Origin of the sequence: Lysinibacillus sp. NPDC093688 (assembly GCF_050280145.1) — a bacterium.
In the GTDB taxonomy this organism is placed as follows: Bacteria; Bacillota; Bacilli; order Bacillales_A; family Planococcaceae; genus Lysinibacillus; species Lysinibacillus xylanilyticus_B.
This window is the reverse complement of the sequence record NZ_JBNNUX010000003.1, coordinates 1-26,401: the sequence shown is the minus strand read 5'-3', so window position 1 is coordinate 26,401 and position 26,401 is coordinate 1. Positions and strand designations below refer to the sequence as shown.

Genomic DNA, 26,401 nt, shown 5'->3' with positions numbered 1-26,401 from the left:
ATCCCGCCCTAAAATAGTTTTTTGTCCGAGAAAGGGGCTATGATTAACTCTTTATTAATTAAAGAATCATGCGCTGAATTTCTCTCTTTGCGACCATTATCGACTATTTTAAAGATAATATTCGTTGACCTTTTATTCTTTTTATTTTTCACTTTTTCATTCTCATATTGAACATGTTGGTTAATATTTGTTAATGCTAATTGAACAGCCTCTTGGGAAGAAATTTGTGGATTTTCTTTAATTACTTTTTTCGCTACTGTCTCTGCATATTTAGCTTCAACCTCAAGGTTAATTAATGTTAAGATAACCTTTTGTAAAACTGAGATTTCTTTCTCTTCTCTTTTAGCTGCAATATTTTCTTTTTGTTTAGTTATTAAATCCCTCATATTAACCGATTTTTCTCTTTGTAAAAGAAAATCTTCAACGTCAAACGGTGTTATATCATCATACTGCATTATTTCGTCTAAATTTCCTTCTTTTAAAGCTTGAAGCATTTTACGTGTCATTTTTAAATACTTTTTGCTAACTTGGCTAATCATACTAGTGGATATTTTCTCTATTCCAGATTCTATAGCATCTGATTGCGCTAACATAAATAACTTTACTGCTATATCTACAATACCTTGACTTTCCTCATAAAGAACATCTTGCCACTCTTTAGTTAGCTCTACCTTTTCCTTAGTCCATTGATATTTCCACATACTACTTAATAGTACTTCCCAATTGTCATCTTTTTTCATTTGTTCCCAGATTAGCTCCCCATGACCTCCAGCCCTCCTGGCTTGCCGAAAATTCACTTGAAGTAATTGCTTTGCCTTAGTAGTACCAATCAGGACAATTGGAATACCAATTTCATTAACTAAAGTGACCAAAAAATTCATCATGCTATTCGAAACCTCTGATTTTGCAGTAAGCATATGCTGAATTTCATCTATTACTAATACACCTAAAAAGTGCGCTCTCGCTAATTGACCAATGTGTATAATTAAATAACTCAGCGACTCTCTTTTAAGTCCTTGCTTAAAATAAGTTGTCCCCAATATACCGTCCATTTTTGTAATAAAATCCAAACATAAGGTTTTAGGTGATCCGTCATTAGGGCAGTTTAACTTTAGCCAGGGGACCTGCATAATATTTAACGGATATTTATGAATAATTACCTTTGGATATAACGATAAAACTCTTTCAATAGCTGATGATTTACCCATACCAGAAAAGCCTATAATCGATAAACTAGAAGCTGTTTTTCTGATATCAGGAGGAAGCCCTAATGGCTCTTTATTTTCCAATCTTCGATGTAACTCGATCAATGTTTCAGCATGAGTTTTATTTCTTGGGTTTCTATACACATAACCATCTCTCAATAATCTTGAGAATCGTATTTCTAATTCAAGCGTTTTCTCTAATGGTTGATAAAAGCGAATTAATCTTGTAAGTGAATGGTATCGATAATGAGCAGAAAGTTGCACTTCATTTTCATCATATTCAGGTAAATACCCTAATTGAACAAAAGCCTCTTCAATTGATCGAATAGGAGGAAGAGCTTCAATTAATGGATTATCACGATAATCTGCTATAACCTGATTAGTATATTCTGCACTTATGGCATATTCTCCATTATTTAATTGAATTAATGTTTTCATCTTTTTATTTCCCTTTATTTTCAAATAATTTTTTTATAGAAAATCTAGGTGTTTCTTCTTCTGCATTAGATTCATTTATTGCTAATGTATTAGGATTTACATCTTGCTTCTTATCTTCTAATTTAAAGGCCATTTCTTCAAACATTTGATTACGTTCATTACGCTTATGATCCTTTATATTTTTTGTTCTTTCAGATTTACTTATAGTTTTATCAATTTTCTCTTCTTTTTTCTTGTCGGCCTGTCTAACAATTGATTCAATGTTGGAGTAAAAATTCAGTTCATTTTCTAATTGAGTATGTTCAAAATCTTTTTGACCATCTTTTTCATATTCTAACAATTGATTAATTTCTTCTATCGTCTTGTCTTTATATCTCACCTGATGTTCTATAAGTGTACAGCGAATATATAGATCCCCATCATTTGAATGTAAATAAATATCGTTCATATTTCGTGGGTCATAGGAAAAATCCACTTTCCAACTTCCATCTCTTCTTGCTTTCGAAAACCATTGTTCATCTATGGCTCTACGGGTAGTATAAAACATCTTTTTATACCTAATTCCTCTTTCAGTTACAGTTGCTACATCTCTTGGCAATAAATAAAATTTGACCTTGTTTATATCGTGTTTATGAAGTTTTCCTGCTGCATTCTTAACTCCCCATTCCCATAATTTGATTGGTATTGGCTCTACATTATCCCTTATATGTTCTTCGCTTCTCACATAATCATTCATATAAAAATTGTTATTATAATAGAGAACGAAATTTATCAATATTTTCGTGTATTCCTCAATATTAAGACTTGCCTCTAATCTATAATCCTTCGTTCCTCTCTCACCATGGTCTTTATGTACATATCCAGGAAGGAGGGGTCTTATTTTTTCTTGAGAAGAATCAAATAATTTTTCGACAATTCCTTTCCAATCTGGGCGATAGGGTGGTGTATTACTAATTCTCGGTCCTAATCCTTCAATTAAGTGATTAACACCACTACTTGCTAATTCTCCTCTATCCCCAATAAAATTGTTAGGTAAATGCATTGAAGGCCACATTTCTTGAGATATATTTATACCATACTTTTTACAGTATTCCGCCTTATCAGTACATGCATTCAAAATTGCACTCATCATGGCTTTCCAAGAAGCATTCTCTAAACTTACATAAAGACCTGTGATCAAATGTGTATAAACATCAACAATAAAATAAGTTGTGGGCCTACCTACAATCCAATTAGGATTAAAGCGATTAACTAAATATATATTGCTAGGTGTCGCATCTATTTGATAAATATCTCCTGGACCTTGTGTTTCAGCTGTTGAAGAACCTAGAACTTGTCTAAAATTTTGTTCGAATTTTTTTAATCCTTCTCTTGCTATTGTTACCTCATCATTTTTAAACTCTTTATTATACCAGTACTCAAATTGCCTAAATGAAGGTATTTCCTCTTCAGATTTCAGGACTATCTTTTCATTATTTACTTCATCGTAATATTTAAATTTTGTATAATAATCGCGGATCATCATTTTATAAGCAAATTTTAAAGAGGGCTTTTTTGTACTTAAGTAGTATTTTTTTAAGGATTTTTCAAATTGGCTTTTAATTTCAGTGGTTATAATAACACCGGATTTTCCATTAGCTTTAGGTCTTCCCGTTTTTTTCTTATATACTAATACAGTTTCATTTAAAGAGTAATCTGGGAAAAGACTGTCTTTAATCATACCCCTTTGCCAATATTTTCTTAAGTTTTTATAAAAAGTATTTCGAGATTTTACATTATGTTTAATCATCGCACTTTCAATTAATTTATGTCTTCGTTCCTTCATATAAATGTCCGGTTCCAGATTAACTATTTCTTTAATAATCCCCCAGGCATTATCTCTATGATCGATATCTTTTTGAGTTGGAATCCTTTTCAAAGATATGCTTTGACTTACTTCCACCACATAACTAGCGGTATTTATTCGTTCTTCAATTTCTGAAATTTTCATAGTAAAGGGAGTAGCTTTTGCATCATTAATATCAATTACATAAGCAATCACATAACCACTATCAATCCATAAGATTCTATAAGTAATTCTCAAATCAATATCTACAATAAGTTCATTAACCGATAGAATTATCATAAATCTTATTAATACCTCCTTTATTTATAATAATTTCAGTCAAATTTATTTTAAATGGTTGAATTGGGTTCTCCATAGTGGCTGCTAATATATATTGCTTTGCAAATAAATGTCTCAAATAATAAATTCCTGAGCCATTCTCAAGGTTATATAGGGAATCAAACTCTTTACAACACGTTACTAACAGATTTTGAGGATTTAACCGTTTAGAGTTTGCTAAATACTCAAGAAAGTATAAACTAATTGTTTCTTCATTTTTTTCTTTTAGATAATAATATTCATGAATATAATCCATATTGCTTATATATTGCTGTGACATTACTTTCTCATCTATTAGGCACCATTCAATATTATTATCAGCCCAATATTGTCTTTCTAACTCTAATTTTTCTAAAACTCGTGTGTCTTCTAATTCACTACTGGGTTTTATAGACCGCGCTAAATAGACAATTTCATTATTAATGCGTGTTGTAATCAAAAAATCGGTAGTCATCACAATATTTGTTTGGGTTTTATTTTCAAAAGGGTGTTTAATACCTTTTTCTAACGCAATATTCATAGTTCTATCACGCTTTAGTGGGAATTGCTCTCTAATATCGATTACCTTGTGACTCCATTCCAAATAATAAAAATAAGAAAGTTCTAGATCAGACAATAAATGGTGAATTCTATTTGTCTTCCAGCCCAATGGTCGGTGTACTCGTCCGTTACTTGGTATTTCGTGAGTTTTAATCCAAGGGACATAATGATTTAACTCTCCTGAACCTCTTCCTTCTTTATAGAATTTTGCAATTTTTTCTTCTGTCCAAGTATATTTATTAATCGACAAATCATCACCACCAATCGACTTCTTTCTATTATTAATACCAAATATTCTGACGATTTACAAGTACTATAGAAGGCTTGCTTTTGTTATGATTGTGATCAACATAATGATTAAAAAAGAGTAGCTTTTGCTACTCTTTTTTACATTCAGTGAGATAATGCATTTTTACATGTATCTCAGTTGAACTCCTTTTTCTTATATATCTAATTCAGCCAATTTCTAATCTAATTCTACAAGCTAATTGGGGGGAGCAATCCTTACCCTCTTTCTAATTCGAAATAAAGATATGGTTCATAATGAACATGGAAAATAGAACATCCCAGTAGGAAACATAGCTTAAAAAATTGTAAACAAATATGACCAGGCTCACATCAAAAATGAGTCTGGTCATGTTTGTTTTTCTCCATTTTATTGTGAAATCTTTTAATTTTTCTTTACAATTACAGGAGTCCAAAAAGTTATAAAGATATAGCATTTAATATAAAGAGAGCTCAAATTAGATAGGTTGGAGGTGAATCGATTAATGTGTCAAAATTCAAATGGATCTTTTAGTTGTTGTGATTCTAAAAATTTTGTACAGGATCAAGTTTGTAATACTTTCACCGTAGCTGGTGACGATGTAGTAGGTGCCGAAATAATTTATGCTACAAATGCAAACGAAGTTATTTATTCATCTGGATTTATAAAAAACACTGGTAACTTTCCTATAACTGTACAATTTGTAAAAGGGGCAGACCCTATTAATGGTACAGGTGGTACTATTGTAAGACAATCAGTTGTCCCAATTGGAGGAGCCTTTACTTTTACTATTTCGCGCTTTGATACAATTCGCGCATTTGCTACTGGAGCTACACCAGCACTACCAGCAGCCGGAGAATTTTGTATTACTCCTCGTTATGAAATTGGTTAAAATTTTAATGGTACTTGTTTTAACTAGGGTCACTTACAGCCGCGTGACCCTTTAATGATTTTTGCCTCAGATTTTTTAGCAAACTTCGATATTACATTTAATAAATTCATTCTGTGTCCACATAAATCCCATATTCATCCACTTAATCAGCTACTTCTGGATTGGATCAATTACATAGGCCTAGAACAAATAAGCTTCCTTAATGTATATAAAAGCATAGGATATATATATGCTTTCACTAAAGAAAGGATCTAAAAAATCATGCATTCAAATAATAATCTAACTGTTCATTGTGTAAAGGTACCTAGAGTTTTAGATTGGATAAGCAAATCCACTGTTATTAAATTAAAGAAATTTGTGCATTTGGAAAAAAGAACGTTCGACGACCTCATTTGTTGCGACTTTAGTGTACTGTGTGAAGAAATAGAGCGAACTATGTTATGGACAACATACGGGATTAGCCAAATAGGAGGTTCAATCTGTATAAATTTTAAAAAGGGATATGGAAATGTATTATCTGTGTTTGTTAATGGAGAAAAACTAGCAGATGTAAAAGAAGGGAAATCGTTTTCAGGAACTTTTACACACCTTGAGTCAATAGAAGTCCAATGTAATGGGGAAAATGTAGAGGCTGATAGCAACTGCTATGGAGAATTCAAAATAATGTTACATTTTATTGCGGATAATTACAAGATAAATTCTATAAATGATATTAAAGAAACAATTTGTTATTTATCAGATTGTCATGGAAACCCAATTTCCTTAGATAATGGTTACTTAATAACATGTAAGGAATTGACATGTTCAAAAAACAGAGTAAACGTTCGAATTATTAATGAACTGGGAGAAACTAATTTGATACAAAGAGTAGATCTTTTAATTCAAGGGTTCGTTTGCATTCAATTTAAAAACCATATAGGAGAAATCTGCTACAAGAGTATTTTTCCTTTCTCTGAGGTAGAAACAGTTGCTATATGTGCGCCTAATGGGACACAAATTAAATATGAAATAACTGACATTGATTGCAGAGCACATGTTATACCTTCATCTCCTAACAATTCTAATTGCATAGAGGTTGTTATAATTCTTTCAATTTGTCAAAGTATTAAGTCTGTTGAAAAGGTGATAATTGAACTTGAAGGTACCATCTGTAATCCACGCGAGGAATTAAATTTAGGTTAAAAAGCTACCGTCAAAGCATACTTCAGCATGCTGAAAATAAAAATGGCAGCAATCGCCACCATTAATAATCCATTTCTCTATAAATGTCCTTATCCAAAATAAACTAGGCTACTTTTTTGTAGCCTAGTGAAAAGACGACAGAGCTGTAAAAATGCGTAACTGCTAGGTATATGCTTACAGCAAGCGAAGCGTGTCTTATTTCTAAATTCTATCGACCCCAAAATTTACATAATTGTTATTCCTGCACTTTCAAAACCAACAATAGTACCTCCCAAAAAACCAGCAGGGAGATTGGTTTGGTTAAGTGAAAATACCATTACTAATCGTTCTTCTACTGCGATAGGTACATTAACTTGTGCGGATCCGCTAACAATAGCACCAGCAGGTTTTAAACCTGTCAATGTTGGAGTTAACACTACAGTTGCGGCAGTCGCAAAGAAATCGTTGCTTCCTTTAGCTGCCTTATAAATTGTCGCACTAATTATACTTTGACTGGTTTGAAAGTCTGCTTGGTTTTCTAAAACAAAAGTTGCAGCAATAGATGTTATAAAACCATTTTTAGATACTGTAAAAGCCTCGTTTGATATTAAATTCAATGGATTTGTTGCGATGGTATTAATAGCTGTTCCAAATCCGACTTGACTTACTTCTGAAGGTAATCCAGTAATAGCAGTTTTTAATGTAGCAGGGTAACCACCAGATGAAAAAGCAATCCTTGATTCAAGTGGTGTTGGTTCTTGTTGAGGTGGGATACAATCCTTATCAATCGCTAATATAGGTCGCGTAAAACAGTTTTTTTTCATATGTTCAACCTGATTACAATTATGATGTTGCGAATCATGACATCCGCAATTATTAAAAGTTCCTGAATGCACAACATTTGCCTCCTTTCTGTGTTTCTTTATCCTATTCAATACATTGAGATAGTAAGGGGCAAAGGTGTAGGAACACTTACGATAAAGGAGAATGAATTTAGGTCGAAGTAACTAGGCAACAGCCTATATCTTTTTTTCATTTATACATACGTTATTATAAGTGGAAGGGAAACCACTTATTATTCATACACACTTTTACATCTCCTAGTTCAAAAGATCACTCAAATAGTGGTCTTTTGTTTTATTAAAAAAACCAATTTACAGAAACTTATGCAGTATATGTGTATTTTATAAAAATTTAAAAGGTTCAAGTGGAGGATAGTGACCCATAGTAAAGATTTGAAGGTGTAGGGTTAAATTAGTATTCCCTTACAACAGTTATGAGCGTTATAGGCGGTATTGGGCATTAATAACCTTTAGTCATAAAAGTAGCGCCGACAATTATTAGAAGAATGAATAGAACAACAATTAAGACAAATGTGGAACCATTACCATTTCCTCCTCCGGAATAACAGCAGCCATTATTAATTCCACCAACATTTCCACCATAGTATCCCATAAAAAACACCTCCTTTCTACAATATATAATATGTTAGCTGTAGAGAGGGGGTGGGGTGTTAAACCAATCAGTTATAGGCATAAAAAAATATATTTTTGTGATGGACAATAAAAAGAGGGTCACTTGGGATAGGCCCTTATAAAATTAGGAGGCGTAAGGCTAAATTAACTTTACATTACTACAAATATGATGTTTTTATAGTTAATTGCCTGTGAAATAGATTTAAAAATAAAAAAAGCTGCGATGGTCAACCAACGCCACAGCCCTTTATAAGTGCGTTTCTTATTCAACCAACGGGGCAGGTTAGTCCAAGAAGGAATTCCATTTTTATAACGAATTTAATATTAGTTTCGATGAACTATACCATAAGTAAATGAGGATTTTAATCCTCTCATTATATTCAATTAATTTTAAATATGAATAAAAAGAGGTTATACCTGCATCAAGGCATGGTGAGATTCGAACCATTCAAATACCAATCTTATGTATTAAATCAAATATATTTAATTTTCAGAAAATATATTTTATACTTTTTTGCAGCATTTGAGTGCTGAGAATGGCTTATAAGATTATAGTGTACATAAAAGGAAGCTTTTTGCTTAGGATTAGGAAAAAAGCCCCCCGAAAAAAGGATGTTTTTTGATTTTAAATTTACGATTATGAAACGGCATTATGTACGTCTATCTGGCCTCGAAAAACACCATTTCGCCCGTTATTTTTCGCGTTGTAAAGGGCCTTGTCGCAAGTAGTGTATAGTGTTTCCAATTGCATATGCTGATCTGGAATTACGGTGAGGACACCTAAACTAATGGTATATGTCACCGGCAGACTACGGCTGATAGCCCCATTAAGTGTCTGTATGATTTGCTCAGCAATTTCATTTGAGTCGGTTTCATCTTTTCCAGGAATCAGGATGCCAAATTCATCGCCTCCATAACGTACAAACAAATCTTCTTTGCCTAAATGTTGCTTAATTCTTGTTGTAAGGTCTTGCAGTACTTGGTCTCCAACGTGATGACCATAAGTGTCATTAATTGTTTTAAAGTTGTCTATATCAAAGAGCAGATAGGATAGAGGCTGTCCTTTTTTAGAATAATCAGTGAGATACTTCTTCGCCTTCTCTGTAAAGGTTCTACGGTTCAATGTGGCTGTTAAATCATCATAACTAGCTAAACGGATTAACTCGTGGTCTGCTTTTTCCTTCATTAACAGGACAAATCCTAAATTCCCTAAATTCGTAACAAGATAAATAGATAGTAAGGAAATTAATTGATAAGCTCCAGGAGTATAGAGGCTTATCGAATCTGTAGATGATAGTAGAGCAGTCACCCCTCTGACCAAAAAAGCTGCGATAACAAGAAGATATAGACTACCAATGATTCTCATAAGAAACGTGGAAGCTTTCCCCAGAACCATTCGATAAACAGGGATTAAGATTACCGCAATTACAAAGGAGTAATATGAAATTCGAACGTTTTCTTTGTTATAAAAAAGAACAATGAGTTGGAAACCGATAATGCTGAGTAGAGTCAAAACAAGATATATCATCACCATCTTGGTCTTTAGACGGAAATTATTTTGAAGATACAAAAATGCAATAATTTCTAAAGACGCTCCAATAAATAGTATAGAGTTAGCAAAAGAGATGGATAGAAAGTCGGGAATTTCTCCGCGAAAAACCATACAAAACCATGCTATGGTCTGAGAGCATTTTGCTAAGAAAAAAGTTCTGATTGCTAAACCCTTTGAATGATTATGCCCATAAGCACTAATAAGGATTAAAGTAAATAAGTAGCCTATACAGAGCAATAGAATAATTGTTTTCATATCCAAAAATAAATTCATAAAGAGCCACCTACTTATAAGCGAATTTTCAATCATTATGATTATAGCAAAATTAGGGGGCTCAACATACAACATACTTCCGTTCTTCAGAAGTGTACTTTGAATATGATAAAAGTTAACACTATTTCAACGTAATTATAAAAGTAACAGTGTTAAAATAATCAAGGTTGTATGTAACAAATGCACGAAATGGATTAATAATTTCGTGCCAGTGCTTGATAATGTGGAGGTTAAACTAACAGTAGAACAATCTGCTATTTCTGATATAAGGGTAAAAAAACTCTTTTAGATACATCACTGAGAACCGTTTCATAAGTAAGTGCGGTTTATAATAAATAGCCATAAAATTTAGTTTTTAGTCTCTTTTAGAAAGAGATATAGGTCGAAATACCTATTTGTGAATGAATACACTTAAACTAACGGAGCAGTTTAGTTGAATAAGAAAGTCGTTTAGAAAGAAAAAGCATTTTGAGTTCTAAAGGAGGATTAAAAAGTATATAGATACAGTGAATTGCTCATTGTCCAAACCACAAGACTAAATCAGCGTACTTAAAAAGAACAAAGTTTAATTCGATATGAGGAAATCTTACTATTCGATAAAGGATCAAGGAGGTTAGACAAATGAAAGCAGCTATTTACAAATCCTATGGTCCCCCTGATGTCCTGGAGATAACAGATGTTGATCTACCATCCATCAAGGATGACGATAGGGTATTGATAAGAGTGCATAATGCTTCGGTCAATGCATATGACAATCTGTTTAGAAAGGGCTATTTGCCTACCAGGTTAGAGAATGGACTTACAAAACCCAAAACGCTAATACTAGGCTTAGATGTTGCAGGTACTGTTGAAGCGGTCGGCAAAAATGTACACAGATTCAAGGTTGGAGATCATGTTTTCGGGAGTTGTCTCGGATCCCATGCAGAATTTGTTTGTCCTCCCCAGAGTGTTCTAAGTTTTATGCCTAAGAATGCAACTTTCGAGGAGGCAGCAGCTATACCATGTACTGCTCAAACAGCACTGCAAGCATTACGAGATGTAGCTCAAATAAAGCAAGGGCAAAGAGTCTTGGTCTATGGTGCATCAGGTGGCGTCGGGCACTTTGCTGTTCAGCTTGCCAGATACTTTGGGGCTGAAGTAACCGCAGTTTGTAGTACCTCGAATCTTCATTGGGTTAAAGACCTTGGGGCACATTACGTGATTGATTATACAAAGGAAGATTTTACGGATAACGGAAAAAAATACGATGTCATTCTGGATGCGGTTGGTAAGCGGACCTTTTTCAGTTGTTTACGTTCTCTAACCGAGACAGGTGTATATATAACAGAACATCCAGTCTACCCTAAGTACCACCCACTTCAACTGATGATAAGTCCTTTGATTAGTCGCAAGAAAGCAAAGATGCATCTTGCAAAACCGAATGACAGGGATTTGGATTTCTTACGGGTGCTTATGGAGGAAGAGAAACTAAAACCCGTTATTGAGAAGTGCTATCCATTGGACCAGATTATTCAGGCTCACAGGCATGTTGAAGGAGGACGCACAAAAGGAAAGATTGTCATTGAAGTAAAAAAGGAATAATTGTATCTTTTAACAGTAATTATTCTTCAACTAACGGGGTGCTTTACTTCAAGATGGGACTCCACATAGATCCCATCCTTTTCTTATTCAACTCCCATGAAAGAACTTAATCATCTTTCATTTTCTGTGGTGAAGTGCTGATTTTCGTGCTTCATGGATGGCTAACGGGGCAGGTTAACGAAAGTAGGAAATAAGTAAAAGATTAGAGAATAAAATATTTGTAAACATGAAAAGTCATGCGTAATTAACCTAATTGTTCAAGGTGGTGCTGTATGTCTAAAAATAATATATCAATCTTTAGAAAAAACGGTGATATGAAAGCCTTTATTGCTGCATATGACGAGGCGTTGAAGCTGTGGACAGTTCCATATGAGGAATTAATGATTCCTACTCGTTTTGGAGAGACGCATATGGTGGTGGCGGGGTCTGCGGATGCAGAGCCTCTTATTTTGATTCATGGAATGACGTTTAGTGCAACGATGTGGTATCCGAATATCGAAATGCTTGCTGAGAAGTACCGTGTTTATGCTTTGGATACCATTGGGGACTTTGGAAAAGGAAATGTGACAGATATTATTAAAAATCGTCAGGATGCCGCGAACTGGTTAGATGATGTCCTGTCGGCGCTGAGGCTGTACAAAGCTATTTTTATGGGACATTCGATGGGAGGCTGGCTTTGTACGAATTTTGCTATTCATAATTCAGAAAAGGTTGAAAAATTAATTCTACTTGCGCCAGCATCTGGAATGCACAAGATTACTCCGAGGTTTTTCTTCAAAGTCTACCCGGCAGTTGTGTTCCCATCAGAAACTCGTATTATGAAAGAAATAGAATGGTTCGTAAGCCCTGTTTTTCAACCGGACGAGCGAGCGAAGATTTTGTTCCGCCAATTTATCGTATCTGGTATGAACTGTGTACCATGCATACGCATTATTCCTTCTGTGTTTGCAGATGAAGAACTTCAAAATCTAACCGTCAAGACGCTCTTACTAGTCGGCGAACACGAAACTATCTATAACCCAACTAAAATGGTTGGAAGAGCTAAAAGGCTTATGCTAAATCTAACAACTCAAATGATACCAAATGCGGGACATGGCTTGTCCATCGAACAGCATGAAATTGTCAATGAAGCGATTAAAACGTTTTTAAAAACATAATTTTTCGAAATAAATTGTATACATTGAATTTTTATACTCAAATAAAATTAGTTAACTAAGCATGTAGTAAATCCGTACTTAATTAGGTGCGATGCTCATAATAGCATCATAATTTTTATTAACGAAGTAGATTGTGAAGAAATGTACTTAAACTAACGGGTGCTTTAGTACAACAAGTGTTTCGAAAGTAATCAAACTTCTTTATAAAGAATTTAATCTGCCACATTAAATAAGAGCATGTTTTGAAAAAAGGTTGATCAAAACATGCTCTTTAGATTTGTTCTCGTATAAAGGTTAATATCGTTAATTTAATCAACAACTTTATTACAAATCTAAACTATTCATTTTTATATTTTCCAACCGTTTTTACATCACGACTAAGTTGTGTGCATCACGATTGAGTTGTTCACATCACGACTAAGTTATGTGCGTCACGTTTAAGTTGTGTATGGACAGAAGAAACCTGTAGCTTACATAAAATTACTCAACCGTCACTGATTTAGCCAAGTTACGTGGTTTATCCACATCACAGCGGCGGTGTAGTGCTGCGTAATAGCTAATTAATTGTAATGGCACTACAGATACAAGTGGTGTTAGTAATTCATGAACTTGAGGGATTACTAAACGATCACCGTCTTCATCTACGCCAGCCATGGCAATAATGCATGGGTATGCTCCACGTGCAGCTACCTCTTTAACATTACCACGGATGTTTAATGATACTGCTTCTTGTGTAACAAGGGCAAACACCGGTGTACCTTCTTCGATTAAGGCAATTGTTCCGTGTTTTAGCTCGCCACCTGCGAAGCCTTCCGCTTGAATGTAAGAGATTTCTTTTAGCTTCAAGGCACCCTCAAGGCTTACATAGAAGTCGATGTTACGACCGATGAAGAATGCGTTGCGTGCGATTTTTAAGTAGTCCTCTGCGATATCCTCTAATACATCTTTTGAATCGATAATTGTTTGGATACTATTTGCTGCAATCGCAAGTTCTTGTTTTAAATCGAATTCTAAGCCTTTGCCATTAGCCTTCGCCGTTACATATGCTGTTACAGCAAGTACAGCTACTTGCGCTACATATGCTTTTGTAGAAGCTACTGCAATTTCTGGGCCTGCATGTAATAACAGCGTATGATCAGCCTCACGTGATAGTGTAGAGCCAGGTACGTTTGTAATTGTTAATGTTGGATAACCAAGCTCTTTAATTTTCACAAGTACTTGACGGCTATCTGCTGTTTCACCTGATTGTGTAATAAAGATAAACAATGGTTTTTCTGAAAGTAATGGCATATTGTAGCCGAATTCACTTGAAATATGAACTTCCACTGGAATACCAGCCATTTTTTCGAAATATTGCTTACCAATTAGACCTGCATGATAGCTTGTGCCGGCTGCAATAATATATAGACGATCTGCTGCTCGTAATGCTTCTAAAATATTTGCGTCAATAGTTAATTCGCCATTCTCGCCTTCGTATGCTTGAATGATTTTACGAATAACTGTTGGCTGCTCATCCATTTCTTTTAACATATAGTGAGGGTAAGTACCTTTTTCAATATCGCTCATATCAAGCTCTGCTGTGTATGGTGCACGCTCTACTATTGAACCGTCTAATTTTGAAATTTCAACGCTAGCTTTGTGTACGATTACGACCTCTTTATCGTGTAGCTCCACATATTGATCAGTTACCTGTAGCATCGCCATCGCATCTGAAGCTACTACATTGAAGCCTTCACCAACACCTACTAAAAGTGGCGATTTGTTTTTCGCAACAAAAATTGTATCAGCCGCTTCTGCATCTAAAAGAGCTAATGCGTATGAGCCATGTAATAAAGATAAAGTTTTACGGAACGCCTCAGTCGTGCTTAAACCTTCTTTCACAAATAACTCTACTAATTGCACGATGACTTCTGTGTCTGTATCAGATTTCATCGGGATACCTTTTAAATAAGTTTTTTGTAATAAATGATAGTTTTCAATAACTCCGTTGTGTACTAACGTAAAACGTCCTGATGCACTTTGATGAGGATGTGCATTCAGACGGTTTGGCACACCGTGAGTTGCCCAACGTGTATGACCAATACCAACTTTTGCAGCAACGTCCTCGTCCACTGCGTCACGTAAATCAGCAATACGTCCCTTTTCTTTGAAGACTGTTACACCTTCTTCATTACGTACTGCAATACCTGCTGAGTCATAGCCACGGTACTCTAGTTTCTCTAAACCTTTTAATAAGATTTCCTTTGCATCTGATTCACCAATATATCCTACAATTCCACACATAATTTCTTGTCCTCCGATATCGTCAATTTGACGCAATGACAAACTAGACCTTAACTTATCGAATTTTTTATGAATGTAAAAGCTATACTTATTTTTAAATAAAATAAGCGTAACTAATACATACACATTTTTAACACTCATTCAGCCATCTGAACAGTAACCATTCGATACGTGAGGTTTCTCTATTTATCTATTGCTTTAACTATACCTTCTCCATTTTCTGTACATTCAATCACTCAAATGCTTTCAAAATGAAAAGTGACAATCGGGTATGTCGATCGGGAGGTATCCGCCGAATTTTCGATAAACCTCCACCTCGTCTGCTGAAGATAGTTTCGTCCAATTTCTTCAGCTCAGGCGCTATAATTGTTTTTCCGATTTTGCGCTTTCTTCCCTCCTTATGCGCTCTCGTTAAATGATAAGGTCGGACCTCATATTCAACTTCTCCATAATACTCAATCATATGCTGTACGTCAAATTTTCGTTATAAAAAACACCTATTTCCCCTACTTTTTAGTGACAACATGTAGACAAACAGTCTGCTATAAAGCATTATTTTGAAATTCCTATTAAATATATGATGTATTTTTCATTGGTCAGCAACAACTATTCTCTGCTATAGACGCTACGTTAGCACTGCGCTTTCGCGCAAAAAACATTTGCAGGCCTAAGCACAAAGCCGATTCCGCGACATCCGCCGGAGGCTTTGGGCCAACACGATGTTGGTCACTCAGTCGTTGCCACAGGACGTGGCGTTCTTAGACTGAGTTCCTCTTTTAGCAGGTGTTTGGACACCCGCTGAAAAGTAACTTTAATTCGCATTAATCCCACCACTATAGAGGTGGGAGAATTCTGTACCTGTCGCTACGCTTTCGGTACAAAAGACATTTGCTGAAAGAAGTTAAAACATAAAAGGCACAGGCAGATTCGCTTGTGCCTTTTAAACTTAGCCTTCTTCACTCTCTAATAATTTCACAATTTCTCGATTAAATGCTGGTAGATCCTCCGGTGAGCGACTTGTTACTAATTGTTTTTGGCAAACAAACACTTCCTCATCATGGAATATCGCACCTGCATTTTCTAAGTCTACTCGAATTGATTTGTAGCCAGTTGAGTCACGACCATTTAATGTTTTTGCTGTAATGAGTAATTGAGGTCCATGACAAATAGCAAAGGTTGGCTTCATATCGTCCATAAACTCCTTTACAAATGCCACAACACGATCATCTACACGTAATATATCAGGAGAAAACCCACCTGGGATGAACAATGCATCAAATTCAGAAGCCGTTACCTCATCGATGCCTTTATCAATTTTTACTTTCTCTCCGTGCTTACCTTCTACCTCAATGCCCGCCGTCGTATCAATCGTTATTAGTTCATGACCTGCCGCTTCTAATGCTCCTTTAGGACTCGTAAATTCGGCGTCCTCGAACATATTAGTAATCACCGTAGCAATTTTAGCCATTGCAATACAACACTCCTTGTCATTGTGACTCTGTACTACTGTTCCCATTCTCTTTGAAAACATTCATTTCATCGGCGAGCTTTCAATACTATCCGTCACTTCGATAATTCTATCCACAACTCTTGCTTTTCTATCCGTCTCTTTTTTCTGCCTAATAAAAAAACCCGACCTCCTTTGAAAGGAGATCGAGTTGTTGATAAATTTCGCCTTGGCGTAATTTCGTCTGGATTTTGAATTGTGCCTAGGCCTGCACGAGGGCCGACACGATGTCGGTCATTTCGGTAATGCCACAGGACGTGGCGTTTTTACCGATGCAGGTCAGTTAGCCATTTTCGCAGGATGCGAAGGTTTTAGGCTAACACCCTTATATTCATTCCTTTCAAAATCCGTGACATCCGCCGGAGGCTTTATCTTCATTCAGTGGGTGTTTATCACCTACTGAATGAAGATAAACTATTTATTCAGTTAAGCCCATTTCAGTACGGACAACATCTGCTATACGCCCTACATAACGCTCGCAGTCTTCTTCTGTCGCAGCTTCCACCATTACTCGTACAAGTGGCTCAGTACCAGAAGGACGCACTAACACGCGACCGTTACCAGCCATATCTGCTTCTACTTCAGCGATCACTGCAGCAACTTTTGTATTTTCCGTCACAGCATGCTTGTCTGTTACACGTACGTTAACTAAACGCTGTGGGAAAATTTTCATTTCAGCTGCAAGCTCTGACAGTTTTTTACCTGTAGATTTCATAATGTTAACAAGCTGAATACCCGTTAATAAGCCATCACCAGTTGTATTAAAGTCTAGGAAAACAATATGGCCAGATTGCTCGCCACCTAAATTATAATCATTAGCACGCATTTCTTCTACGACATAACGATCACCTACAGCTGTTTGTACACTGTGCATTTCGTTATCTTCAACAGCTTTGTAGAAGCCCATGTTACTCATAACCGTTGACACGATTGTTTGCTTTTTCAAGCGACCAACTGTATTTAAATGCTTCCCAATGATGAACATAATTTGATCGCCATCAACAATTTTACCGTTTTCATCTACTGCGATTAAACGGTCACCATCGCCATCGAATGCTAAACCAACGTCAGCACCCTTTTCTGTGACAAATTTAGCTAACCCTTCAGGATGTGTTGAACCGACACCGTCATTAATATTTAAGCCTGTTGGTGAGGCACCCATCGTTGAGATATCCGCTTCTAAATCTGCAAATAGGTGTGTAGCTAGTGAAGACGTAGCGCCATGTGCACAATCTAATGCTACATGGATGCCCTCAAATTCTTCAGCCACTGTTTGCTTTAAATATTGAATATATTTTTGTCCACCCTCGAAGTAGTCACTTACTGAACCTAAATCTGCCCCGATTGGACGTGGCAATGTATCTTCTTGTGCATCTAATATTGCTTCGATTTCGGCCTCTTGCGCATCTGTTAGCTTAAAGCCATCAGGACCGAAAAATTTAATACCATTGTCAGCAACTGGGTTATGTGAAGCTGAAATCATAACGCCTGCATTTGCGCTCATAATTCGAGTAAGGTAAGCCACACCTGGCGTTGAAATAACACCAAGACGCATTACCTCTACGCCGATTGATAAAAGACCAGCTACAAGTGCACCTTCAAGCATTTCACCTGAAATACGTGTGTCACGACCGATTAAAACCTTTGGACGGTCCGTTGCATCCTTCGTTAAAACGTAGCCACCTACGCGGCCAAGCTTAAATGCAAACTCCGGTGTTAATTCACTATTCGCGACGCCACGGACGCCATCTGTTCCAAAATATTTACCCATTTTGATTATTCTCTCCTTCAATGCAAGACGGTGGTCACGCTTGTCTACACTGACAACTAGATCACTCGTCTGCTTACTTTTGGAAAAGTCTATTTTCGTTCATTTTCTGGTAACTATTCATTTTACCCCTATGCCCATTTATTCGGACTTGTAAATCAGCGAAGATAAATTGAGCATACGGTATTTTGATTTTAGCCTGAGCAACTTTTTTCGTTAATGTTTCAAAATCGAAAATGACACCCTACCGATAGAGAACGAAATCTCTACTGAATCAAAATAAAATTATAGTCAGTTATTGTTTAAGAATCAACATCTTCTGTTTTTTCTGTTGGTGGCGTGTTGTCCTCAGAAGGAGTGTCCGGTTCCTCCTTAGTAGGCGGAGGAGCAGGTGTAGGTGGAGGTGGAGCAGCAGGAGTGGTAGTTGTTGTCGTTGTTGTCGTTGTTGGTTTTTTCTCCTGCTCTACCTTCGCAATGTCTGCTTTCACTTTAATCCTTGATTCAGATATTTTTGTCACACCTTCTGGTAATTTTACATCAAATTCATAAGTTTTTGATTCTGTAATTTTTGATAAGTCCACCTCTATTGGTATTGCAGTTAGACCATCTAGGATAGATTTCCTACCGTATACCCTCACCGTTGTCGGGCTAAATGTTAATTGGTTAACGGTCACACCATTTGCCACTTTTCCTACTTCCTTAAGCACCACAGGCAACTCTCTGCTGTATGCCCCAATATCTACTTGTACCTTCACAGATTGCGGTTCAATCGTAACATCTAACTTATTTAAATCACGATCTAGTACTTTAACTGCCGCTACCTGTGAGAACGATTCTTTCAAGCCTTGTTCACCCGTTACAGTAGCTTTTACATAGCTAATGCTTTCAATTGCACTTTTTGCACCTGTAACATACACCGTAGCTGGATTAGCAGTCATGCCATTTAAAATATATCCTTCTTCAATTAAACGATTACTCATCTCAGGGTCAACACGAAACTCCTGCGTGACTTTTTCCTCAATGTTTACCTTAACCGACTCAGGGTCAAATGTAACTTGCAACTTATCAGAAATATTTTCATATTGTAGCTTAACATTATGTTCACCTATAAGTAATTTACTCAAATCCACAAATACAGAAAAATCCTTCGTTGTCTTTGCTTTTATAACTAGTGGCATTGGACCTTTTATCGTAACATCCACCGTCTTAGGTATACCTGTTACAATGAGGTTCTTATCATCATAAAAAACATCTACTGGTACATCTCGAATTACCTCTGTTTGTTCACTCGTTATTGTTTTACTTTTAGGAGATAATTCGGTACGGACGGAGAAAAATAACAAAAAGGCTAGAAATAGTGCGACGATTCGTAACACCCAAGGGCTATCCATCATTTTATCCATTCTTTTTCCCCCTCCAAGTTAACTTAGAGGCTGCATTTGACTCCTGTGCTAATCCGAACCACATTTTACGCAGCAGTCCTTCGAATTCCTCTAGAGAAAGATTTCGATGTAGATTACCATTCATTGTAAGACTAATGGCACCAGTTTCTTCTGATACGACAATAGTAATGGCATCTGTCACTTCACTTAAGCCAAGTGCAGCACGGTGGCGTGTCCCAAGCTCTTTAGAGATAAACGGACTCTCAGAAAGCGGTAAATAACAAGCTGCTGCAGATATTTTATCTTTCTGCATAATCACTGCTCCATCATGAAGCGGTGTATTAGGTATAAAAATATTGATAAGTAACTCCGATGAAATCTCAGCATTTAGTCCTATGCCCGTTTCGATATATTCATTTAGACCAGTTTCTTTTTCAATAGAAATTAACGCCCCTATACGACGTTTGGCCATATAACTAACAGATTTCTTCATCGCCTCAATAAGCCTAGTTTGTTCTTCTTCAACTTGACTAATGGAACGTTGGAAGAGCTTTCCTCTACCAATTTGTTCAAGGCCACGTCTTATTTCAGGTTGGAAAATGATAATAATCGCCAAGAAACCGAACTCGATAACTTGTTGTAACATCCACCCTAACGTTTCTAACCCAAAAAAGTCTGTAGCAAGGCGCGCAATAATAATTACAAAAATCCCTTTTAATAATTGGACAGCCTTCGTACCTTTAATGAGGGTTAAAATTTTATAAATAACGTACCATACAAGCAGTACATCTAATAAGTTAATAACAATATTCACAGGTGTTAAATTAGCGAAATGTTCGATAATTTGCACGTGGCATCCCCCACTTTTCATTGCGAATCCAATACACACTTAAGTATAGCACATTCTTAACAAATGTAACTTTTTTCAAATAAAAAGTCTACTCAAAAGAGTAGACATTCAGCCTCTCACGTGCACTAACTATTAGGACGTATAGAGTGTTATTTAGTTGCTTGGTTCTCCTCGAATGTTACAGCAGACTTTACTGAATTTTTAATCGTATACCAAAGCCATTCAAATACTTCGTCAATTTCTTCTATTTTTCCTGAAACAACTGCCGAAGATGCCATATACTGTCCGTTAATAACGGTAACATTGCCATCCACTTCACCCTCAACAATTAAATCACCATTTTTAACAACAATGTCGCCTTTGACAACTTCTCCCTTCGGTACAATAACCGTTTGACCTTCAACAACAAGGTTTGGCTGTTTAGTCACGGAGAATTGTTGGTCATCCATGAAACTACCTAGCAAAGTTGCACTCATGAATAAACAGAAAACTGCTGCCGCCACAAAGAATGGATGCCGGCGAATCCATTTTTGCATACCTACACGACTTTTGGGTTTCGGTAAACGAGCCATGATGGCTTCTTCAAAATGCGGAGGTGCTGTAATGTGGGAAGCACTCTTCACAAAGGCGATTGTTTCACTTAATTCCTGCATCAATTGTTTACAATCACTGCATGTATGCAAATGGCGTTTTAACTCTTGCTCATGCTCACGACCAATGTCACCATCTAAATAATCATGGATATAGTCTATAATATGCTCTGGACAAGTATTCATGACGCTCCCCCTCCTACAGATTGTTTAATTGCTTACGTAATGCTTCACGTCCGCGGTGAATCCTCGTTTTCACCGTTCCAAGAGGCATATCTAAAATCTCGCTAATTTCCTGTAATGATAATTCTTCAATATATTTCAATACTATAACTGAACGGTATTTATCCGGTAAACGCCCAATCTCATATTGAATGCGATCTTGCAGTTCCATTTGCTCTATCTGTTCCTCTGGTAGCTGGTCATCTGCTGCGATCTGCGAATACATATCAAGCCCTTCTGTACCAGATACTTCCGCATCTAAATAGTAATCAGGCTTTTTCTTCCGGATTCGGTCTATACAAAGGTTTGTCGCTATGCGATAAAGCCACGTCGAAAATTTTCTTTTCTGATCAAAAGTATGCAAGTTCATATAAGCACGAACAAACGCTTCTTGTGTAATATCCTCAGATTCTTGTTTGTTCCCTAACATCCTATAGCATACTTGGTACAGTTTGTGCTGATAGAGACTCACAATATCTGCAAATGCGTTTTGATCACCTTTAAGCACTTGTTTTATTCTCTTGTTTACTAACGCATCCATTGTGTTGATTTCTCCACCTTTACAACTGTCTTATACTATACGACCCATCGATAAGAAAAGTTTCATTTTGTTATTAATTATAGCAAAAGATTTTTATACATTGTGGCAATAGGCAATTTTTTGTCAAATATCTTTAACTAAGGTGATCACCTAACGTGTGGTTGACTTCCATTCCGACTAAGCGCTTTCCTGGCCACAGGACGTGGCGTTCTTAGACCGAATGAAGATAATGGCATATTTTTTCGACAAATGTCATCCACAACTTTTAGTGATGAGCCTTAAACTAAGGTTTCACCAAATAAGGAACCCATCAATGCTACAGCAACATCAGCTGTTCTATTCTTTTCATCTAAAATCGGGTTAACCTCAACAAATTCAGCAGATGTTAGCATACCTGATTCCTGAAGCATCTCCATCGCCAAATGGCTTTCTCGATACGTAATCCCACCAGGTACAGGTGTCCCAACCCCTGGAGTATAAAGTGGATCTAACCCATCTAAATCAAGTGATAAATGCAAACCATCTATATCGCGAGCTCTTAAATAGGCAAGAGCATCTTCCATTACACGCGTCATTCCAAGACGATCTACCTCGTGCATTGTATACACCTTGATTCCTTGCTGACTAATTAATTCACGTTCACCTGGATCTACAGAACGTGCTCCAATAATAATGACGTTTTCGGGTTTAATTTTCGGTACATTATTACGAATTTTCACTAAGCGTTCATGACCAAGGCCAATGCTAACTGCTAACGGCATCCCATGTATATTACCAGAAGGTGTTGTTTCAGGTGTGTTAAGGTCAGCATGCGCATCAAACCAAATAACACCTAAATTTTTATAATGCTCACCCAGCCCTGCAAGTGTACCAATAGCAATACTATGGTCACCACCGAGTACAAGTGGAAACGCCTTTTGTTCCACCGCCTTATTTACACTATTTGCTAAAGATGTACTTACATCGATAACTTCCTCTAAATTTAGAAGCTGTTTATCAACAATAGCACCTTCCAGTTTTTGACTAACACGTATATCCCCTTGATCATGTACTACATGCCCAACTGCCTCTAAGCGTTCTACAACACCTGCGTAACGGATGGCACTCGGACCCATATCTACCCCTCTACGAGTTTGCCCATAATCTGTTGGTACCCCAATAATAGAAATATTTAGTTTATTCATTTTTTCATACCCCCTTCTACTTGTAAGTCTATTGTAAAGCCTGTATCCTACCTGGCTCAACCTAACAATCATATGAATATTTATACAATTAAAGAGAGCATAAAAAAATCTCCTGCTGTTTTCAGCAAGAGATTAGTATCTGTAGTTAATGTTACACTTTTGAATATAATTTATTCTATAAAAGTGAGCCATGAAGGACTCGAACCTTCGACCCTCTGATTAAAAGTCAGATGCTCTACCAACTGAGCTAATGGCTCAAAATAATAAACAATGGCTGGGGTACCTGGATTCGAACCAGGGCGTGACGGAATCAAAATCCGTTGCCTTACCGCTTGGCTATACCCCAATCATATATAAAAAAACTGGTGGAGGGGGACGGATTCGAACCGCCGAACCCTAAGGAGCGGATTTACAGTCCGCCGCGTTTAGCCACTTCGCTACCCCTCCGAAATAACACATTATGGTGGAGGATGACGGGCTCGAACCGCCGACCCTCTGCTTGTAAGGCAGATGCTCTCCCAGCTGAGCTAATCCTCCATAGAAACAGGTGTGTATTTCTTCACAGTTAATTTTCTTTTTAAGCCTTTGCATTACTACAAAGTTAAAATGGTGACCCCTACGGGATTCGAACCCGTGTTACCGCCGTGAAAGGGCGGTGTCTTAACCACTTGACCAAGGGGCCATTTTTAAAATGTCTTGAACAAGACAATAATTATAATAACATTATTTACTGTTCGATGCAATACTTTTTTATACTTTTTTTATATGTATAACATCATCATTATAAATGGGCAAAAAAATGGCTCCGAAGGCAGGACTCGAACCTGCGACAACCTGATTAACAGTCAGGTGCTACTACCAACTGAGCTACTTCGGAACAATACTATTCAATTCGGTTTTTTAAAAACCTCTTAAGTACATTTATTATTATAGCAAGCATTATAAATTATGCAATACTTTTGTGAAAATTTTTATATTTTTTGTCGAAGTATTCCTGTATATTAACCTGAACCCTAATAGTTCTCTATTAAATCTAATATTTCTATTTTATATACAGAATATTCTTGCTGTATATTATTGTAATTGATAAAATGGAGATAGTTTTATGAATTTTCTATTAAATTTGTTTGGGGGAGGAATGTTCACATGGTAACAAACGATTTAATTGCACCAGAATTCTATAATATTACAGAGGAATTAGAGAAATTTTCCCAGGATAGTGATCGTCAAGCAATACGATGGCTAAATACTCAACAAGAGCGCCGAACAATTTCCTATGTTGAACTTGTTCAAAAAATGAATCAATATGCGAATGTCCTTACGAAGAAGGGGCTTCAAAAAGGAGATCGCGTATTAGTTATTATTCCACGTCTGCCTGAGGCATATTTTGTCTTTCTTGGCTGTCTAAAGGCTGGAATTGTTCCTATTTCATGCTCAGAAATGTTACGTGCAAGTGATTTAGAATATCGTATGGAGCACTCTTCTGCAAAGGCAGTAATTGCCTATGAAATGTTCACTAGTGAAGTAGATTGTATTACTTCTTCAGTAGAGGCTTTAAATAATAAACTAGTTATAGGTTCTGCTACAGGTGATTGGACTTCTTTAAATGAATTAGCTAGTACACAGCCAGATACATTTAAAGCAGCGGCGACGAAAAGAGATGATATGGCATTTCTTTCTTATACATCAGGCACGACTGGTAAACCAAAAGGAGCTGTTCATTCGCATGGTTGGGGATATGCACATATTAGAACAGCCGCTTCTCAATGGCTTGGTGTACGTGAAGGTGATCTAGTTTGGGCTACAGCAGCTCCAGGGTGGCAAAAATGGATTTGGAGTCCGTTTTTATCGACTATTATGCTAGGTGCAACTGCATTTGTATACCATGGAGGATTTGATGTAAAAACATATCTTCAACTGCTTCAGGATGAGAAAGTCAATGTATTATGCTGTACGCCAACGGAATATCGCATAATGGCGAAGCTTGATAATTTAAAAGACTATAATCTATCTTCACTACGTAGCGCTGTTTCTGCTGGTGAACCATTAAATCGACCAGTCATCGAAACATTTATGAACAACTTTGGTCTTAAAGTGCGCGATGGCTATGGCCAAACGGAAAATACTTTATTAATCGGCACACTTGAAAATTCTGAGTTACGTCCTGGTTCAATGGGTATTCCTACCCCAGGCAATATTGTCCGTATTATTGATCATGAGGGTAACGAGGCACCAATTGGAGAAGTTGGAGATATTGCAGTACATAAATCATCTCCTGCTCTATTTAAAGAGTACTATCGTGAACCTGAACGTACACAAGCTGCCTTCCGTGGAGATTGGTATATTACTGGTGACCAAGCAAAATGCGATGAAGACGGTTACTTCTGGTTTGAAGGTCGAGGAGATGACATCATTATTTCATCAGGCTATACAATTGGACCATTTGAGGTAGAGGATGCTTTAAATAAACATGAAGCTGTACAAGAATGTGCTGTAGTTGCAGCACCAGACGAAATTAGAGGACATATTGTTAAAGCCTTTGTCATCTTACGAGAAGGTTTCCGAGATCGTGATGAGGCTGAGTTAACAAAAGAGCTACAGGAGCACGTTAAAGCATTAACAGCACCTTATAAATATCCTCGTAGTATTGTCTTTATTGATGAACTACCAAAAACAACTTCTGGTAAGATTCGCCGTATAGAGCTACGAGCAGCAACTGTATAAAATATAGAAAGGAGACATTTCAACCAAGTGATTGGTGAAATGTCTCCTTTGTTACGGAATTATGCCTCGGCATAATTGATTATTCTTTTGGATATTAAAAAAAGCCACTACTGAGTTTATCAGCAGCGACTTTTTGCGCCTAGCGATGTCCTACTCTCACAGGGGGAAGCCCCCAACTACCATCGGCGCTAAAGAGCTTAACTTCCGTGTTCGGTATGGGAACGGGTGTGACCTCTTTGCCATCATCACTAGACTATTGTCGACCTCCAATACACGGCGTATTACTGCGTCAGCTTCTCTCGTTCAGTCGGTCACGTACAGAGGTACGCTCCCTCATTCACTCGTTTGCTTCCTTGTACTACTTGTGTCTTGAAGCTCTCTTTGGCTTTCAATATACGTCGCATTTCTTCGTCAGCTTCTGTCGTTCAGTCAATCACGTACTTGAGTACGCTCCTTCCCTCTCTTCATCGCTTCCTCGAACTACTCGTATCTTGAAACCCTTTTTAAAGAATTAATTGTTCTTTCAAAACTGGATAAACGTGCATTGAATGCTTCAAACATTTTGGTTAAGTCCTCGATCGATTAGTATTCGTCAGCTCCATGTGTCACCACACTTCCACCTCGAACCTATCTACCTCATCGTCTTT

The 26,401-nt window shown here is 36.8% G+C and carries 19 protein-coding genes, 6 tRNA genes and 2 rRNA genes; 5 read left to right on the top strand and 22 right to left on the bottom strand.

Going from position 1 to position 26,401, the window contains the following annotated elements; all coding sequences use genetic code 11:
- Positions 1–8 precede the first annotated feature (8 nt).
- From ACQKN2_RS03820 to ACQKN2_RS03810, 3 genes are read right to left on the bottom strand one after another with little or no spacing between them, the layout of a single operon-like run.
- A complete protein-coding gene (locus ACQKN2_RS03820) occupies positions 9–1,643 on the bottom strand; it encodes an ATP-binding protein (RefSeq protein ID WP_427413763.1) in 1,635 nt (544 codons plus the stop codon).
- A gap of 4 nt (positions 1,644–1,647) precedes the next feature.
- Positions 1,648–3,768 (bottom strand): Mu transposase C-terminal domain-containing protein, encoded by a 2,121-nt coding sequence (locus tag ACQKN2_RS03815; protein WP_427413762.1) that lies wholly within the window; start codon positions 3,766–3,768, stop codon positions 1,648–1,650.
- Positions 3,749–4,597: a TnsA endonuclease N-terminal domain-containing protein gene (locus ACQKN2_RS03810; RefSeq protein WP_427413761.1), complete on the bottom strand. Its 849-nt coding sequence runs from the start codon at positions 4,595–4,597 to the stop codon at positions 3,749–3,751. The genes ACQKN2_RS03815 and ACQKN2_RS03810 overlap by 20 nt, the downstream gene beginning before the upstream one ends.
- Positions 4,598–5,117: 520 nt before the next feature.
- Here ACQKN2_RS03810 and ACQKN2_RS03805 point away from each other — a divergent pair.
- The gene (locus ACQKN2_RS03805) at positions 5,118–5,504 is read left to right on the top strand and encodes a DUF3992 domain-containing protein (protein WP_427413760.1); all 387 of its coding nucleotides are present in this window, start codon (positions 5,118–5,120) and stop codon (positions 5,502–5,504) included.
- A 261-nt stretch (positions 5,505–5,765) separates the two neighbouring features.
- Positions 5,766–6,686, top strand: a complete 921-nt coding sequence (locus ACQKN2_RS03800) for a DUF3992 domain-containing protein (RefSeq protein ID WP_427413759.1) — start codon at positions 5,766–5,768, stop codon at positions 6,684–6,686.
- Positions 6,687–6,910: 224 nt separating this feature from the next.
- On the opposite strand, the gene ACQKN2_RS03795 is transcribed toward ACQKN2_RS03800, so the two are convergent.
- The 3 genes from ACQKN2_RS03795 to ACQKN2_RS03785 form a co-directional block, all read right to left on the bottom strand.
- Entirely contained in the window at positions 6,911–7,561 is a 651-nt protein-coding gene (locus tag ACQKN2_RS03795) for an exosporium glycoprotein BclB-related protein (RefSeq protein WP_427413758.1), read from the bottom strand.
- Between the two features lie 406 nt (positions 7,562–7,967).
- Positions 7,968–8,120: a YjcZ family sporulation protein gene (locus tag ACQKN2_RS03790; RefSeq protein ID WP_427413757.1), complete on the bottom strand. Its 153-nt coding sequence runs from the start codon at positions 8,118–8,120 to the stop codon at positions 7,968–7,970.
- A gap of 657 nt (positions 8,121–8,777) precedes the next feature.
- Positions 8,778–9,965 (bottom strand): GGDEF domain-containing protein, encoded by a 1,188-nt coding sequence (locus ACQKN2_RS03785; RefSeq protein ID WP_427413756.1) that lies wholly within the window; start codon positions 9,963–9,965, stop codon positions 8,778–8,780.
- A gap of 621 nt (positions 9,966–10,586) precedes the next feature.
- Here ACQKN2_RS03785 and ACQKN2_RS03780 point away from each other — a divergent pair.
- Positions 10,587–11,546: an NAD(P)-dependent alcohol dehydrogenase gene (locus ACQKN2_RS03780; protein WP_427413755.1), complete on the top strand. Its 960-nt coding sequence runs from the start codon at positions 10,587–10,589 to the stop codon at positions 11,544–11,546.
- Positions 11,547–11,818: 272 nt separating this feature from the next.
- A complete protein-coding gene (locus tag ACQKN2_RS03775; protein ID WP_427413754.1) occupies positions 11,819–12,703 on the top strand; it encodes an alpha/beta fold hydrolase in 885 nt (294 codons plus the stop codon).
- A gap of 480 nt (positions 12,704–13,183) precedes the next feature.
- Here ACQKN2_RS03775 and glmS read toward each other — a convergent pair whose 3' ends face one another.
- The 14 genes from glmS to ACQKN2_RS03705 form a co-directional block, all read right to left on the bottom strand.
- Positions 13,184–14,986, bottom strand: a complete 1,803-nt coding sequence (glmS, locus tag ACQKN2_RS03770; RefSeq protein WP_427413947.1) for a glutamine--fructose-6-phosphate transaminase (isomerizing) — start codon at positions 14,984–14,986, stop codon at positions 13,184–13,186.
- Positions 14,987–15,932: 946 nt separating this feature from the next.
- A complete protein-coding gene (locus tag ACQKN2_RS03765; protein WP_427413753.1) occupies positions 15,933–16,454 on the bottom strand; it encodes a type 1 glutamine amidotransferase domain-containing protein in 522 nt (173 codons plus the stop codon).
- A 457-nt stretch (positions 16,455–16,911) separates the two neighbouring features.
- Positions 16,912–18,264, bottom strand: coding sequence for a phosphoglucosamine mutase (glmM, locus tag ACQKN2_RS03760; protein WP_427413752.1), 1,353 nt, complete (start codon positions 18,262–18,264; stop codon positions 16,912–16,914).
- Between the two features lie 299 nt (positions 18,265–18,563).
- Entirely contained in the window at positions 18,564–19,664 is a 1,101-nt protein-coding gene (locus ACQKN2_RS03755) for a CdaR family protein (protein WP_427413751.1), read from the bottom strand.
- On the bottom strand, positions 19,657–20,493 hold the full coding sequence (gene cdaA / locus ACQKN2_RS03750) for a diadenylate cyclase CdaA (RefSeq protein ID WP_323648034.1): 837 nt from the start codon (positions 20,491–20,493) through the stop codon (positions 19,657–19,659). The genes ACQKN2_RS03755 and cdaA overlap by 8 nt, the downstream gene beginning before the upstream one ends.
- Before the next feature lie 149 nt (positions 20,494–20,642).
- Positions 20,643–21,269, bottom strand: a complete 627-nt coding sequence (locus tag ACQKN2_RS03745) for an anti-sigma factor (RefSeq protein WP_323648036.1) — start codon at positions 21,267–21,269, stop codon at positions 20,643–20,645.
- 13 nt (positions 21,270–21,282) lie between these two features.
- Complete coding sequence (gene sigW, locus ACQKN2_RS03740) at positions 21,283–21,846, bottom strand: RNA polymerase sigma factor SigW (RefSeq protein WP_323648038.1); 564 nt, start codon at positions 21,844–21,846, stop codon at positions 21,283–21,285.
- A 278-nt stretch (positions 21,847–22,124) separates the two neighbouring features.
- Complete coding sequence (rocF, locus tag ACQKN2_RS03735) at positions 22,125–23,030, bottom strand: arginase (RefSeq protein ID WP_427413750.1); 906 nt, start codon at positions 23,028–23,030, stop codon at positions 22,125–22,127.
- Positions 23,031–23,214: 184 nt separating this feature from the next.
- Positions 23,215–23,287: transfer RNA gene (locus ACQKN2_RS03730), tRNA-Lys, on the bottom strand.
- 14 nt (positions 23,288–23,301) lie between these two features.
- Positions 23,302–23,376, bottom strand: a tRNA-Gln gene (locus ACQKN2_RS03725).
- Between the two features lie 17 nt (positions 23,377–23,393).
- Positions 23,394–23,477: transfer RNA gene (locus ACQKN2_RS03720), tRNA-Tyr, on the bottom strand.
- Positions 23,478–23,491: 14 nt separating this feature from the next.
- A tRNA-Val gene (locus ACQKN2_RS03715) sits at positions 23,492–23,567 on the bottom strand.
- Positions 23,568–23,637: 70 nt separating this feature from the next.
- Positions 23,638–23,712: transfer RNA gene (locus ACQKN2_RS03710), tRNA-Glu, on the bottom strand.
- 118 nt (positions 23,713–23,830) lie between these two features.
- Positions 23,831–23,907, bottom strand: a tRNA-Asn gene (locus tag ACQKN2_RS03705).
- A 269-nt stretch (positions 23,908–24,176) separates the two neighbouring features.
- Between ACQKN2_RS03705 and mbcS the strand changes: the two genes are divergently transcribed.
- Entirely contained in the window at positions 24,177–25,754 is a 1,578-nt protein-coding gene (gene mbcS, locus ACQKN2_RS03700; protein WP_427413749.1) for an acyl-CoA synthetase MbcS, read from the top strand.
- Positions 25,755–25,891: 137 nt separating this feature from the next.
- On the opposite strand, the gene rrf is transcribed toward mbcS, so the two are convergent.
- Positions 25,892–26,007: ribosomal RNA gene (gene rrf / locus ACQKN2_RS03695) — 5S ribosomal RNA — on the bottom strand.
- 309 nt (positions 26,008–26,316) lie between these two features.
- Positions 26,317–26,401: ribosomal RNA gene (locus tag ACQKN2_RS03690) — 23S ribosomal RNA — on the bottom strand; the annotation flags it as partial.